The organism is Zoogloea sp., from assembly GCF_041908905.1.
In the GTDB taxonomy this organism is placed as follows: domain Bacteria; phylum Pseudomonadota; class Gammaproteobacteria; order Burkholderiales; family Rhodocyclaceae; genus Zoogloea.
The window spans coordinates 24,108-38,104 of the sequence record NZ_JAYREK010000007.1 but is presented as its reverse complement, the minus strand read 5'-3'; the positions used below and the strand labels follow the sequence as shown (position 1 = coordinate 38,104).

The window sequence follows — 13,997 nt, the reverse complement described above, 5'->3', positions numbered from 1 at the left end:
CTTCAAATGAATAATAATTTTACCGGAAGCGCGCCTCGCCGTCCCGCCGGGTGAATCACGGGCGCCTGCTCAGGGGCGCTTGACGGCGCCGGCGTCCTGGCCGAAAAGGATTTTTCTGGCGGCTTCGTCCAGCACCGGCGCCGGGTTGATCTGCTCGGCGAGGGCGTAGGCGCGGGCGGTGGCCGGCCGGGCTGCGATGGCGTCGAACCAGCGCTTGAGGTGAGGGAAGTCGTCGAGGCTCTGGCGCTGCCGGGCGTGGGGCACGATCCACGGGTAGCAGGCCATGTCGGCGATGGAGTAGTCATCCCCCGCGATGAAGGGCCGGTCGGCGAGGCGCCTGTCGAGCACCGAGTACAGGCGCGCGGTTTCCTTGACGTAGCGGTCGATGGCGTAGGGCACGACCTCGGGGGCGTACTGGGTGAAGTGGTGGTTCTGCCCGGCCATCGGCCCGAGGCCGCCCATCTGCCAGAACAGCCACTGCAGGGTGTCGATGCGCACCCGCGGGTCGGCGGACAGGAAGCGGCCGGTCTTTTCGGCCAGGTAGAGCAGGATCGCCCCCGACTCGAACACCGGGATCGGCTCGCCACCGCCCGCCGGCGCGGTGTCGACGATGGCTGGAATGCGGTTGTTCGGCGCGATTTTGAGGAAATCGGGCTGGAACTGCTCGCCCTTGCCGATGTTGATCGGCAGGATGCGGTAGGGCAGGTCGGTTTCCTCGAGGAACAGGGTGACCTTGTGGCCGTTGGGGGTGGTCCAGTAATAAAGGTCGATCATGGCAGTCTCGTCGGGGGGCTGGCGCGGGAGCGGGCCTCAGGCCATCTCGCTGCGCAGGGCGTCGGCCCAGCAGTTGGGGGTTTCGTACAGGCGCACCCGTTCGAGGCGCAGGTGGTTGCCATAGATGTCGCGGTAGGCCGGGTCGAGGATGCGAAAAGCCTCGGCGGCGAGGTTCTCGGCGGTGGGCACCACGTCCAGGAGCACCGTCTTGTGGCCGGGCATGCTGTCGAGGAAGGCCACCACCGCGGTGTCGCCCCGGTAGGCGAGGAAGGCATGGTCCCAGAGGTCCACGACCCGCTGCTTGGCGATCGCCTTGACGTCGCCGAAGTCCATCACCATGCCGTTCACCGGCGAGCCGTCGCGGCGGATGGTGTCGCCGGACAGGGTGATCTCGAGGACGTAGCGATGGCCGTGCAGGTGGCGGCACTGGCTGGCGTGATCGGGGATGCGGTGGCCCGCGTCGAATTCCAGGCGACGTGTGATACGCATGGGAACACCGGATAATCAATAAAAGAGCCGATATTATACGCAGCCTCGTTTCAACACCCGGACCCGCGGCATGAACTCCAGCCAGCAGATGCTCTCGGTGAGCGACCACAACCGCAGCTTCATCTCGATGACCTATGTTTACCCGGTGGTCTCCCGCCGCGCCGGCGGGGTCTCGGTGGGCATCAACCTCAACCCCAACAACGCCTGCAACTGGCATTGCGCCTACTGCCAGGTGCCGGACCTCGTCCGCGGCGCGGCGCCGGAGATAGATCTCGAGTTGCTCGAGAAGGAGCTGCGGGCGTTTCTCGACGAGCTGCTCCACGGCAACTTCATGGCCGAGCACGTGCCGCCCGAGGCGCAGGTGATCCGCGACATCGCCTTCTCGGGCAATGGCGAACCCACCAGCAGCAAGGCCTTCGCCGAGATCGTCGAGCGCGTGGCGGCGATCCGCGACCAGGCGGGGCTGTCGGCGGTGCCGATCCGCCTGATCACCAACGGCAGCCTCATCGAGCGGCCCTACGTGCAGACCGCGCTGCGGCGCCTGGGCGCGGCCGGCGGCGAGGTGTGGTTCAAGCTGGACGGGGGCCGGGCGGAGGACATCGCCCGCATCAACGGCATCGACATCAACCCGGAGGCCCACGCCCGCCGGCTGGCGCTGTGCGCCTCCCTCTGCCCGACCTGGGTGCAGACCTGCATGGTCGGCTGGGACGGCGAGCCGCCCTCGGACGCCATGCTCGACGCCTACCTGGCCCGGCTCGAACAGGCCGGCACTGCGGCCCTGCGCGGCGTGCACCTCTATGGCCTCGCGCGCCCCTCGCTGCAGCCCGAGGCGGCGCACCTGCAGCGCCTGAGCCCGGACGAACTCGAACGGATCGCCCGCCGCATAAAACAAAAGGGGCTGACCGTGGTGGTCAGCCCCTGAGAAAACGACGCGTCCTGCTGCTTAGTGGGACACGCGCTCCTTGCGCTTGGCGCGGGCTTCCTTCTTCAGGGTCTTGAAGAGCTCCGGGTTGGTGGCCTTCAGGTACTCGACCACTTCCACGTCGTCCTTCTTGATCTTGTTGATATCGACCTGCTCGATATGCACGAGGCGCAGCAGGGCCTGAACCGGGCGCGGGATGTTGCGGCCGCTCTCGTAGCGGGAACCGCCGCTCTGGGTGACGCCGATCTTGGACCAGAACTGAGACTGGTTCATGCCAAGCTTACGACGGATCTCACGCACATCAACTTTTTCGGTGGTCTTCATTTTGCAGTCCTCAAGGGGTTTTCGTCTGTCAGTCATAACAACGGGCTAACCGTCGATGCCTATAACTTTCGTTATATGTGAAAAAGTATAGATCACTAAGCGGGGGACATACAATGCCCTACTTGCATTGATTGGGGTTTTCCACACGAAATTCCCGTGATGTGATACACGCGTAAGCCCCAAAATGGTCACCCCAACGGGAAGCTGCAAGACTTCGTGTTATCCGCTACTATCACGGGCTTTCCACATCCACATCTTTAGAAGTCAAGATGGCGCTCATAGTTCAGAAATATGGCGGCACTTCCGTCGGCAACCCCGAACGGATCAAGAACGTGGCCAAGCGGGTCGCGAAGTTCCATGCCCAGGGGCACAAGATGGTTATCGTCCTCTCCGCGATGAGCGGCGAGACCAACCGCCTGATTGCCCTGGCCAAGGAAATCAGCCCCAGCCCCAGCCCCCGCGAGCTCGACGTGGTGATCTCCACCGGCGAGCAGGTCACCATCGGTCTGCTCTGCATGGCCCTCCAGGAGCTCGGCATCCCCGCCCGCAGCTACACCGGCGGCCAGGTGCGCATCCTGACCGACGACGCCTTCACCAAGGCCCGCATCCTCGACATCGACGGCGACAACATCCGCCGCGATCTCGATGCCGGCTCGGTCGTCGTCGTGGCTGGCTTCCAGGGTGTCGATGAGGCAGGCAACATCACCACCCTCGGCCGCGGCGGCTCCGACACCACCGGCGTCGCGCTGGCCGCAGCGATCAAGGCCGACGAGTGCCAGATCTACACCGACGTGGACGGTGTGTACACCACCGACCCCCGCGTCGTGCCCGAAGCCCGCAAGCTGGACACCATCACCTTCGAGGAAATGCTTGAGATGGCCAGCCTCGGCTCCAAGGTGCTGCAGATCCGCTCCGTGGAATTCGCCGGCAAGTACAAAGTCAAGCTGCGGGTCCTCTCGAGCTTCCAGGAGGAAGGCGAAGGCACCCTGATTACCGTTGAGGAAGACAAAAACATGGAACAGCCGATCATCTCCGGCATTGCTTTCAATCGCGACGAAGCCAAGATCACCGTGCTGGGTGTTCCCGACAAGCCGGGCATCGCCTACCAGATCCTCGGCCCGGTGGCCGAAGCCAACGTCGATGTGGACATGATCATCCAGAACGTCGGCCATGACGGCACCACCGACTTCTCCTTCACGGTGAACCGCCCCGACTACGACAAGACCCTCGGCATCCTCGAGAGCGTCAAGGCCCACACCGGTGCCCGCGAGATCAAGGGCGACCGCACCATGGCCAAGGTGTCCATCGTCGGCGTCGGCATGCGCTCCCACCCGGGCGTCGCGTCCCGCATGTTCCGCACCCTGGCGGAAGAGGGCATCAACATCCAGATGATCTCCACCTCCGAGATCAAGATCTCCGTCGCCATCGACGAAAAGTACCTTGAGCTGGCCGTCCGCGTGCTGCACCGCGCCTTCGGCCTGGATCAGGCCGCAGCCTGATCAAATAGTTCTTGCGTAGCCGCTGCGCCTTATCTATAATGCGCAGCTCTTGCGGAGAGTTGGCCGAGAGGTCGAAGGCACTCCCCTGCTAAGGGAGCATGCGGGCACAAACCTGCATCGAGGGTTCGAATCCCTCACTCTCCGCCAAGACCTAGTTTCAAGCGCAAAGCCCTGAGAAATCAGGGCTTTTTGCTTTTCCAGGGTTGCCTGCCCGATGAGTTTGTTTCAGCGACTTCTACCGGCTATCCCTCCCACCTTGATGACCGGACTGGCGCCGAATTGATGCGGTCCCAACATGACGGCAGATCAGCACAATGCCAGACAAGCTGGCAACGACGGCAAACACACCGACGAGCCAGCTTCCGCAGCGCTGGAAAGCATGCGCAACGAAGTCCTGCGCAAGATTGGGCGAAACCTGCTCCTGTTTCAGCAGATGGAGGGGATGCTCAAGTTCTTGGTTGGGCACTGCAAGGTGGCCGGGTTTCAGAGCGAGTTTCCGGAACTTCTGGCGAAGCGTGCGGAAGCGGTGAGCAAGCGCACCATGGGCCAACTCATCGGCGACTACCTTGAGTCCAGCCTCCGGGAGGCTGACTCCGCGGCGCCTGTACCGGATGAAGTGCACGAGGGATGGTTTTCATTTCACTTCACCACAGGCCTCGATGCGGCTTCAGCCGAACAACATGGCGCTCACTTGGCGGAAATTGTTCTGGAGCGCAACGAACTCGTCCATCACCTGCTGCCACGCTGGAATCCCGAATCGCTCAAGAGCACGTCCGAAGCCGATGTCTGGCTGGACAGCCAGCGTGCAAAGGCGCTCCCTGAGTTCGAACATCTGCGCACGACGGTCAGCGCATTACAGGAGGGGCGACGGCAACTCGCCGAGCACCTCGGCTCAGGGGCGTTTGAACTGGAATTGCTGAGGCACAGCCCGCTGGTGATGATGCTCGGCGACATTGCCCGACAGCTGGGTCGCGACGACGGCTTTGTTCCGCTGGACTTGGCCGGGCACCTGTTGCGTCTGCATGCGGCGGCGGAGTTCGCAGCCCTAAAGGAGCGCTACGGCCACAAGACCTTGAAATCACTCGTCCTCGCCACCGGGCTCTTCGACATCAAGGAGGAGCCCACCCCAAAGGGTGGCCCACGGGTCTTCTTTCGTGTGAATCCCCGGTGGTCCCTGGAGATAAGCGCCTCCTAGCGCCCCTCAAGCCTTGACGGCGTCCAGCAGGGCCTTCACCGCTGCCACCCGAGCCTTGAGGTCGGGAGTGGCGATCTTGCGGACGAGCTTGTCGGGGCCGGACATCTTGGTCTGCTTGTCCTTCTGGATCAGCGTGATGATCTTCATCGGGTCGATCGGGGCGCTGGCGTCGAACTGCACGCTGATCTGGCTCTCGGAGGCTTCCATCTTGGCGACGCCGTAGGGCTTGACCAGCATGCGCAGGCGGTGGGTTTCGAGCAGCGTGCGCGTCTGCGGGGGCATCTCGCCGAAGCGGTCGATGAGCTCTTCCTGCAGGGCCTGGAGTTCGTCCTCGCTCTCGCAGTTGGCCAGGCGCTTGTAGAGGGTCAGGCGCTCCTGCACGTCGCTGCAGTAGTCGTTGGGGAGCAGGGCCGGGGCGTGGAGCTTGATCTCCGAGACGACCTCGAGGGGCTGGCTGAGGTCGGGCTCCTTGCCGCGCTGCAGGTCGCGCACCGCGCGCTTGAGCATCTCGGTGTAAAGGCTGACGCCGACCTGCTGGATCTCGCCGGACTGGTTTTCACCCAGCACCTCGCCGGCGCCGCGGATCTCCAGATCCTGCATCGCCAGGTAGAAGCCGGAGCCGAGCTCTTCCATCATGGTGATTGCCTCGAGGCGCTTCTGGGCCTGGGCGGTGGGCTTGGCGTGGGCGTCGGTGAGGAGGTAGGCGTAGGCCTGGTGGTGGGAGCGCCCGACCCGGCCGCGCAACTGGTGCAGCTGGGCGAGGCCGAAGCGGTCGGCCCGGTTGATGATGATGGTGTTGGCGCTCGGGATGTTGATGCCGGTCTCGATGATGGTGGTGCACAGCAGCAGGTTGGCCTTCTGCGTGGTGAAGTCGCGCATCACGCGCTCCAGCTCGCGCTCCGGCAGCTGGCCGTGGCCGATCACGATGCGGGCCTCGGGCAGCAGCTCCTCGAGGGCCTCGCGCATGTTCTCGATGGTCTCGACCTCGTTGTGCAAAAAGTACACCTGCCCGCCACGCTTGAACTCGCGGATCACCGCTTCGCGGACGATGCCCTTGCTGTAGCGCTGCACGAAGGTCTTGATGGCGAGGCGCTTCTGCGGCGCAGTGGCGATCACCGAGAACTCGCGCAGCCCCTCCAGCGCCAGGCCCAGCGTGCGCGGGATCGGCGTGGCGGTGAGGGTGAGGATGTCCACCTCGCTGCGCAGGGCCTTGAGGGCTTCCTTCTGGCGCACGCCAAAACGGTGTTCCTCGTCGATGATCACGAGGCCCAGGCGCTTGAAGGTGACGTCCTTCTGCAGCAGCCGGTGGGTGCCGATCAGGATGTCCACCTTGCCCTCGCCGAGCTGCTTGATGGCCTCGGCCTGTTCCTTGGCGCTCTTGAAGCGGGACAGCTCGGCCACCTTGATCGGCCAGTCGGCGAAGCGGTCGGCGAAGGTCTGGTAATGCTGCTCGGCGAGCAGCGTGGTGGGGCACAGCACGACCACCTGCTTGCCGTCGGCCACGGCGATGAAGGCGGCCCGCAGGGCGACCTCGGTCTTGCCGAAGCCCACGTCGCCGCACACCAGGCGGTCCATCGGCCGGCCGGACTTCATGTCGGCCACCACGGCCTCGATGGCGGCCAGCTGGTCGGGGGTTTCCTCGAAGCCGAAGCCGTCGGCGAAGGCCTCCAGGTCGTGCTGCTTGAAGTCGAACTGGTGGCCCTTGCGCGCGGCGCGCTGGGCGTAGAGGGCGAGCAGCTCGGCGGCGGTGTCGCGGACCTGCTGGGCGGCCTTCTTCTTGGCCTTTTCCCACTGGCCGGAGCCCAGGGTGTGCAGGTTGACCGCCTCCGGGTCGGCGCCAGCGTAGCGGGTGATCACGTGCAGTTGCGACACCGGTACGTAGAGCTTGTCACCGTTGGCGTATTCGAGGTGCAGGAACTCGGTCTGGCCTTCGCCCAGGTCCATGTGCACCAGGCCCATGTAGCGGCCGATGCCGTGGCTGGAGTGCACCACCGGGTCGCCGGGCTTGAGTTCGGACAGATCCCGCAGCCAGCCTTCCATGGTGGCGGCCTTGCGGCTGTCGCGGCGGGTGCGGCTGCGGGCGGTGGCGGCGTAGAGCTCGGATTCGGTGACGACGGCGAGGCCGGCCTCGGGCAGCATGAAGCCGGCGGCGAGGGGGCCGGTGCCCAGCGCGAGCCGGCCATCGCCCGCCACGAAGGCGTCAAAGTCGGCGCTCGGGACTGGCTTGAGGGCGTATTCGGCGAAGTATTCGGCGATGGTCTGCTGCCGGCCGGCGGATTCGGCGAGCACCAGCACACGGCCCGGGAAACCGGCGCAGAAAGCCTTCAGGCGATGCAGCGGGTCGGTGGCCTTGCGCTCGACGGAGACGTCGGGCAGCGCCTCGGCGGGGCCGCCGCTGGCGCCGGCGGGCAGGGCCAGGCGGACGCGCGCCTTGAGGGCGACAAAGAAGGCTTCCTCCGACAAAAAGAGCTGGTCCGGCGCCATGATCGGCCGGGTCTTGTCGCCGCCAAGCAGCTGGTGGCGGCTGCGGGCGTCCTTCCAGAAGGCCTCGATGGCGGCCGGCACGTCGCGGTGCAGCAGGATCGCGCTGCTGTCGGGCAGGTAGTCGAAGAGGGTCGCGGTTTCGTCGAAGAACAGCGGCAGGTAGTACTCGATGCCCGCCGGCGCGATGCCGTTGGAGACGTCCTTGTACACCGTGCAGCGGGACGGGTCGCCCTCGAAGGTCTCGCGGAAGCGGCCGCGGAAGCGGGTGCGGCCGGCCTCGTCCATCGGGAACTCCCGGGCCGGCAGCAGGCGCACGTCGCGCACCGGAAACACCGTGCGCTGGGTGTCCGGGTCGAAGGTCTTGATGCTCTCGATCTCGTCGTCGAAGAGGTCGATGCGGTAGGGCAGGGCGGCGCCCATCGGGTAGAGGTCCACCAGCCCGCCGCGCACGCTGTACTCGCCCGGCGACATCACCTGGGTGACGTGGGCGTAGCCCGCCACGGTCATCTGGCGGCGCAGGCCGTCCACGTCCAGCTTGCTGCCCTGCTTGAGGAAGAAGGTGTAGGCGGCCAGGAAGGCCGGCGGCGCCAGCCGGTACAGCGCCGTGGAGGCCGGCACCAGGGCGATGTCGGCCTCGCCGCGGCTGATCGCGTAGAGGGACGACAGGCGCTCGGAGATGAGGTCCTGGTGGGGTGAAAAGCTGTCGTAGGGCAGGGTCTCCCAGTCGGGCAGCAGGTGGGTGCGCAGGCCCGGGGCCAGCCAGGCGATCTCGTCCGAGAGGCGCTGGGCGTCCAGCGGATTGGCGGTGACGACGACCAGCATCCGCCCACCACCGGCCTGGCGCGCCAGCTGGGCGATCGCCAGCGCGTCGGCGGAGCCGGCGAGGGCGGGCAGGTCGAGGCGCTGGCCAGGCTTGGCCTGGGCGAGGGCGGCGAGGGACGGAAGCAGGAGCGGAGCGGAACTGGCAGAGGCGGTCATGCGGGTGTGCTGCGTGAAGGTAAGTGCGGCAGACGGGGGTGCGGTCAGGGCCGGGTGGGCGGGAAGGTCTCGATCACCCGGCCGGTTTCGCGGCCGACCTCGTTCCAGGTGGTCTCCTGGACATGGGTCTGGCCGTGGCGGTCGCGGCGGATCACGGTGGAGCAGCGGGTGCCGTAGCCGGGCGCGCGGATGAAGGCGCTCGACAGCATCCGCTCCCAGGCCAGGCTGACGCCGGTGCGGGGCAGCTCGGCGTCGGGTGCGGGGCGATCGTCCCGTAGCAGCTCGAGAAGTGGCGTGTCGTCGGGCAGGGCCTCGAGGGCCCGGAACAGGCGCGCCTTGCCGGCCCGGACCTTGGGCCACGGCGTGTCGAGCAGGTGGTTGGAGAGGGCGTGCACGCCGGGTTCGAGCAGCCGCGCGGCACCGCTCTCGCTCTCGTAGATGCCCAGCGTGTCGCCGTCGGAGACAAACAGGTTGAAGGCGTTGTAGCGCGGGCCTTCGTGCTGCAGCCGGGCCAGGGCCTCGGCGGTGGTTTCATGGCCACCGAGAAAATCCGCCACCAGGGCGCCGCGGGACGGCATGCCCGCCCGGTTGCGCTGGGGGTCGCGGAAGTTGGTGAGGCCGGCGAAGCGCCCCGCGCGGCCGAGCCCCAGCCAGGTGCCGCCGGCTTCGAGGTCGCGGCCGGCGAACACCCCCGGCAGGTCCGGCCACCAGCCGGCCGCCGCCGCCGGGCGGGCGAAGAACTCGTCCCGGTTGGCGGCCACCACCAGCGGATAGTCGGGGTGCGCCTGCCAGGCGACCAGGATCAGGCACATGGAACGAAGCGCTCGGTGTGGCGCCGTCCACCCTCGTCCACGAAACGCAGCAAGCCGTGGCGCTCGATGGCCTCTTCGAGGGCCGTGTCGAAGGCGGGCACGTCGGCGACGTTCTCGTAGATCTCCATCCAGGTCCACGGGTCGTCGGCCCGGCGCAGGAAACGCCCGACGACGCCGGTGCGAGCCTGCAGGTCGGACTGGGCGTTGTAGAGCACCCGGGCCAGGTCGGCTTCGAGGCCGATCCGGACCGGGTAGTAGATGTAATAGTGGGAAGGGCTCAAACCGTGTCCTCAGCCCAGGTTGTAAGGCAGCGGCAGGAAGGCGAGGGCCGGGCCGTCCGGGGCGCCGAGGTGTGCCTGGCCGGCTTCGGCGCTGGAGGTCTGCAGCACCACGAGGGCCTCGTAGCCACCCTCCGGCGCGGGGGCGGCGCTCACCACCTTGCCGGCGGACTGGTCGCCGAAATCGGGGGCGTAGACATCGGTGCCCGCGGCGGGCAGGGTGGCGACGGCGGCATGCACGCGGTACATGCGCTTCTTGAGCTTGCCGAGGTAGTGGGTGCGGGCGACGATCTCCTGGCCCGGGTAGCAGCCCTTGTTGAAGCTGACGCCACCGATCAGGTCGAAGTTGAGCATCTGCGCCACGAACTCCTCCTGCACCGGCAGGGTAACGGTGGGCAGGCCCTCGCGGATGTCGAGCCACTGCCAGGCCTGGGTGCCGGCGGGCGCGGCGCCGGCGGCGACGAACTTGCCCCACAGGGCAGCCGCCTCGGAGACCGGCGCCGACACCACGAAGCGGGCGCCGTCGAGGCGCACCACGCTGGCGATGCCGGAGGCGGTGGTGCGCGGCGCGCCGGGAATGCCGAGGCCGGCGGCTTCGAGGGCGGCGCCGGCCTGGGGGCCCGCCAGGCCGATCAGCACGCTGTCGGAGCCGTCGTCGAGCAGGCGCACCTTGGAGCGCAGCACGTACATCGACAGCTTCTTGAGCATCGCGGCGTGGATGTCGGCGGACAGGGCCAGCAGGTAGTCGGCCCCCTGGCGCCACACCAGCATGCTCGCCAGCATGCGGCCCTTGGGGCTGTTGAAGCTGTTGAGCTGGGCCTCGTTGGCGCCCAGCTTCTTGACGTCGTTGGAGAACAGGTTGTGCAGGAAGCCGCTGGCGTCCTCGCCGGTGGCGCGGATCACCCGCAGGTGTTCGAGGGGCACGACGACGGTGCCCCGGGCAGCCAGGCTCGCGCCCTGCCGTTCGTCGGCGCCAAAGCAGACCGAGAAGTCATCCGGGAAGCTCGCGCCCTGGGCGGCGAGGTGGTTTTGCCAGCTTGCGTTCATCTGTGTTCGGTGTCCTGTTGGGTAAACGGCTCCGCCGGAGCCTCAAAGCGCTTTGCGCTATTATATGCGGCCGGCTGCAGCGTGAATCCAGGGCTGCGCCTGCTTTCTTTTTACACTCCCTTCGTTCGTTTCCGACGCCGCTGGTTCCCTGATGAAGTCAGTATTGTTTCGCCTGCTGGCCGTCCTGCTGGCCGTGGCCGCCTGTGTCGCGGGGGCGCTGGCCTGGTACGCCCACCGGCCGCTGCGGCTGGCTGCCAGCCCGCTGGATTTCACCATCGAGCCGGGTTCGTCGATGCGCCAGGTGGCCCGCCAGCTCGTCGAGGCCGGCATCGACGTGCAGCCGGCGGTGCTGGTGGCGCTGGCGCGGATCACCCGCCAGGCGCACGCCATCAAGGCCGGCAGCTACGAAGTCGAGGCCGGCCTCACCCCCCTCGCGCTGCTCGCCAAGCTGACCCGCGGCGACGTGAGCCAGGCGGAGCTGGCGATCATCGAGGGCTGGAACTTCCGCCAGCTGCGCGCCGCCCTCGACCGCCACCCGGATCTGCGCCACGACAGCGCCGGCCTCAGCGACGCCGAGCTGCTCGCCCGCATCGGCAGCACTGCGCGCCACCCGGAGGGCCTGTTCTTCCCCGACACCTATCTCTTCTCGCGGCGCAGCAGCGACCTCGACGTGCTGCGCCGCGCCCATCGCCACATGCTGGCCGTGCTCGACCGGGAATGGGCCCAGCGCGCCCGGGGGCTTCCCTACCAGAACCCCTACCAGGCCCTCACGATGGCCTCCATCGTCGAGAAGGAAACCGGCCAGGCCGCCGACCGCCCAATGGTGGCCTCGGTGTTCGTCAACCGCCTGAAGAGCGGCATGCTGCTGCAGACCGACCCGACGGTGATCTATGGGCTCGGCGAGGCCTTCGACGGCAACCTGCGCAAGCGCGACCTGCTCACCGACACCGCCTACAACACCTACACCCGGCCCGGCCTGCCGCCCACGCCGATCGCCATGCCCGGCGTGGCGGCCCTGCGCGCGGCGCTCAACCCGCCGGCCACCGACTACCTGTATTTCGTCGCCCGCGGCGACGGCTCCAGCGAGTTCTCCCGCACCCTCGAAGAACACAACCGGGCGGTCGCCCAGTACATCCGGAAACGCAACCCGTGAAATCCCGCTTCATCACCTTTGAAGGCATCGACGGCGCCGGCAAGAGCAGCCAGATCGCCGCGGCCGTGGCGCTCATCGAATCCCGCGGCATCCCGGTCGTGCAGACCCGCGAACCGGGCGGCACCCCCCTCGGCGAGAAGCTGCGCGAGATCCTGCTCCACGAGCCGATGCACCTCGAGACCGAAGCCATGCTGATGTTCGCCGCCCGGCGCGAGCACCTGGCGGCCCTCATCGAGCCCTCCCTGGCGGCAGGCAAGTGGGTGGTGTCCGACCGCTTCACCGACGCCACCTACGCCTACCAGGTGGGCGGGCGCGGCCTCGACGAAGGGCGCTTCGCGGCGCTGGAGCGCTGGGTGCACCCCGATCTCCAGCCCGACCTGACCCTGATCTTCGACCTCGACCCGGCCGTCGCCGCACGCCGCCTCGCCGGCACCGGCCAGGCCCCGGACCGCTTCGAGCGCGAGCAGGCCGACTTCTTCCAGCGCGTCCGTGCCGCCTACCTGCGCCGGGCCGCGGCCGACCCGCGGCGGGTCCGCCTGATCGACGCGAGCCGCAGCCCCGACGAGATCCGCGCCGAGGTCGAGGCGATCGTCACCGCGGTGTGCTTCCGATGATCTTCGAGTGGCAGGCCGGCCTCTGGCGGCGGGTGCTCGACAGCGCCGGCCGGATGCCCCACGCGCTGCTCTTCGCGGGCCCGGCCGGCGGCGGCAAGCGGGATTTCGCCGAAGCCCTGGCGGCCCGGGTGCTGTGCGCCCGGCCCGGCTCGGACGGCCACGCCTGCGGCGGCTGCGAAGACTGCCTGTGGCGCATCGCCGGCAATCACCCCGACCTGATCCGGGTCATCCCCGAAGCCGACCGGGAGACTCCCGACGACGCCCCCGAAAAACCCGAAGGCGGCAAGGCCGCCAGCCGGCAGATCGTCATCGAGCAGATCCGCGACCTCCAGCAGGCCCTGACCACCGGCGGGCACCGGGGCAGCCAGCGGGTGGCGATCGTCGACCCGGCCGAGGCGATGAACCTCTACACCGCCAACGCGCTGCTCAAGCTCCTCGAAGAGCCGACCACCAACGTGCTGTTCATCCTGATCTCGTCGTCGCCGAAGCGGCTGCTGCCGACCATCCGCAGCCGCTGCCAGACCTGGGCCTTTCCGCGCCCGGCCGGCGAGCAGGCGGCACGCTGGCTGGTCGAGCGCAAGACGCCCGACGCCGCATCGCTGCTGGCCTTCGCAGGCGGCATGCCGCTGGCCGCCGCAGCCCTCGCTGAAGGCGGCGGGGCCGCCGGCCGCAAGCGCTTCGTCACCGACATAGCGGCCATTCCGGGCAAGGCCCCGCTGCGCCTCGCCGGCGAGTGGGAGGCCTGGCTGAAGGGCAAGGAGTCCCTCGCCGCGGGCTTCGACATGAACACCCTGGTGAGCTGGATGCAGCGCTGGATCGCCGACCTCTCCAGCCTGCGCCTGGGGGGGCCGCTGCGTTTCTTTCCGGCCGAGCACGATATCCTTCACAGGCTGGCCGATCGCATGACGATTGACAGCGCACTGGCCTGTTACAATGAGATCAATCAGGCCCGGCGGGTAGCCCAGCATCCGCTCAATGCCCGGCTTTTCCTGGAAGACATGCTCTTGCGGTACGCCCGTCACTTTGCCCGGGCGGCCGCTCCCGCGGTGCGCAAATGAACGATTCCTTCAAGCGTCCGGCTCCGGCCCGGCCCAGTGTCCTGTCGCTGAACATCTCGTCGAAGTCGGCCCTGTACGCGGCCTACATGCCGTTCATAAAAAACGGGGGGATCTTCGTCCCCACCACCCGCGACTACAAGCTCGGCGACGAGATCTTCATGCTGCTGCAGCTGATGGACGATCCGACCAAGCACCCGGTGGCCGGCAACATCGCCTGGATCACCCCGGCCGGCGCCCAGGGGAACAAAACCCAGGGCATCGGGGTCAGGTTTGCTGGCGACGAGGCCGGCCAGGTATTGCGCAACCGCATCGAGCAGATCCTGGCGGGCCACCTGGGCTCATCCCGCCCGACCCACACGATCTGACCCTT

General features: G+C 67.6%; 14 protein-coding genes and 1 tRNA gene. 8 read left to right on the top strand and 7 right to left on the bottom strand.

Features of this window, described 5'->3' with window-relative positions; translation table 11 throughout:
• Positions 1-69: 69 nt before the first annotated feature.
• Both ACE3OU_RS06295 and queD read right to left on the bottom strand, forming a co-directional pair.
• Positions 70-774, bottom strand: a complete 705-nt coding sequence (locus tag ACE3OU_RS06295) for a glutathione binding-like protein (RefSeq protein ID WP_374240692.1) — start codon at positions 772-774, stop codon at positions 70-72.
• Between the two features lie 36 nt (positions 775-810).
• The gene (queD, locus tag ACE3OU_RS06290) at positions 811-1,263 is read right to left on the bottom strand and encodes a 6-carboxytetrahydropterin synthase QueD (RefSeq protein ID WP_374240691.1); all 453 of its coding nucleotides are present in this window, start codon (positions 1,261-1,263) and stop codon (positions 811-813) included.
• A 70-nt stretch (positions 1,264-1,333) separates the two neighbouring features.
• Between queD and ACE3OU_RS06285 the strand changes: the two genes are divergently transcribed.
• Positions 1,334-2,185 carry a radical SAM protein gene (locus ACE3OU_RS06285; protein ID WP_374240690.1) on the top strand — a complete coding sequence of 284 codons (852 nt, stop codon included), beginning with the start codon at positions 1,334-1,336 and terminating at the stop codon, positions 2,183-2,185.
• Between the two features lie 21 nt (positions 2,186-2,206).
• Here the strand turns inward: ACE3OU_RS06285 and ACE3OU_RS06280 are convergent, their stop codons facing one another.
• The gene (locus ACE3OU_RS06280) at positions 2,207-2,509 is read right to left on the bottom strand and encodes a helix-turn-helix domain-containing protein (RefSeq protein ID WP_374240689.1); all 303 of its coding nucleotides are present in this window, start codon (positions 2,507-2,509) and stop codon (positions 2,207-2,209) included.
• A gap of 269 nt (positions 2,510-2,778) precedes the next feature.
• On the opposite strand from ACE3OU_RS06280, the gene ACE3OU_RS06275 reads away from it, so the two are divergent.
• From ACE3OU_RS06275 to ACE3OU_RS06265, 3 genes are all read left to right on the top strand, one after another.
• Positions 2,779-4,008: an aspartate kinase gene (locus ACE3OU_RS06275; RefSeq protein ID WP_374240688.1), complete on the top strand. Its 1,230-nt coding sequence runs from the start codon at positions 2,779-2,781 to the stop codon at positions 4,006-4,008.
• A gap of 53 nt (positions 4,009-4,061) precedes the next feature.
• Positions 4,062-4,155: transfer RNA gene (locus tag ACE3OU_RS06270), tRNA-Ser, on the top strand.
• A 148-nt stretch (positions 4,156-4,303) separates the two neighbouring features.
• On the top strand, positions 4,304-5,203 hold the full coding sequence (locus ACE3OU_RS06265; protein WP_374240687.1) for a hypothetical protein: 900 nt from the start codon (positions 4,304-4,306) through the stop codon (positions 5,201-5,203).
• A gap of 6 nt (positions 5,204-5,209) precedes the next feature.
• Here ACE3OU_RS06265 and mfd read toward each other — a convergent pair whose 3' ends face one another.
• Genes mfd through ACE3OU_RS06245 form a run of 4 tightly spaced genes read right to left on the bottom strand, consistent with a single transcriptional unit; the run spans position 5,210 to position 10,802 of the window.
• Positions 5,210-8,665 carry a transcription-repair coupling factor gene (gene mfd, locus ACE3OU_RS06260; protein ID WP_374240686.1) on the bottom strand — a complete coding sequence of 1,152 codons (3,456 nt, stop codon included), beginning with the start codon at positions 8,663-8,665 and terminating at the stop codon, positions 5,210-5,212.
• Positions 8,666-8,709: 44 nt separating this feature from the next.
• Positions 8,710-9,477: an NRDE family protein gene (locus ACE3OU_RS06255; RefSeq protein WP_374240685.1), complete on the bottom strand. Its 768-nt coding sequence runs from the start codon at positions 9,475-9,477 to the stop codon at positions 8,710-8,712.
• Positions 9,468-9,758, bottom strand: a complete 291-nt coding sequence (locus tag ACE3OU_RS06250) for a DUF4936 family protein (RefSeq protein WP_374240684.1) — start codon at positions 9,756-9,758, stop codon at positions 9,468-9,470. The genes ACE3OU_RS06255 and ACE3OU_RS06250 overlap by 10 nt, the downstream gene beginning before the upstream one ends.
• 9 nt (positions 9,759-9,767) lie before the next feature.
• On the bottom strand, positions 9,768-10,802 hold the full coding sequence (locus tag ACE3OU_RS06245; RefSeq protein ID WP_374240683.1) for a folate-binding protein YgfZ: 1,035 nt from the start codon (positions 10,800-10,802) through the stop codon (positions 9,768-9,770).
• Between the two features lie 151 nt (positions 10,803-10,953).
• Here ACE3OU_RS06245 and mltG point away from each other — a divergent pair, with 151 nt between their 5' ends.
• From mltG to ACE3OU_RS06225, 4 genes are read left to right on the top strand one after another with little or no spacing between them, the layout of a single operon-like run.
• Positions 10,954-11,955: an endolytic transglycosylase MltG gene (gene mltG, locus ACE3OU_RS06240; RefSeq protein ID WP_374240682.1), complete on the top strand. Its 1,002-nt coding sequence runs from the start codon at positions 10,954-10,956 to the stop codon at positions 11,953-11,955.
• Positions 11,952-12,569 (top strand): dTMP kinase, encoded by a 618-nt coding sequence (tmk, locus tag ACE3OU_RS06235; protein ID WP_374240681.1) that lies wholly within the window; start codon positions 11,952-11,954, stop codon positions 12,567-12,569. Before mltG ends, tmk begins: the two co-directional genes overlap by 4 nt.
• Entirely contained in the window at positions 12,566-13,627 is a 1,062-nt protein-coding gene (holB, locus tag ACE3OU_RS06230; protein WP_374240680.1) for a DNA polymerase III subunit delta', read from the top strand. Before tmk ends, holB begins: the two co-directional genes overlap by 4 nt.
• The gene (locus ACE3OU_RS06225) at positions 13,624-13,992 is read left to right on the top strand and encodes a PilZ domain-containing protein (protein WP_374240679.1); all 369 of its coding nucleotides are present in this window, start codon (positions 13,624-13,626) and stop codon (positions 13,990-13,992) included. The genes holB and ACE3OU_RS06225 overlap by 4 nt, the downstream gene beginning before the upstream one ends.
• Positions 13,993-13,997 lie beyond the last annotated feature (5 nt).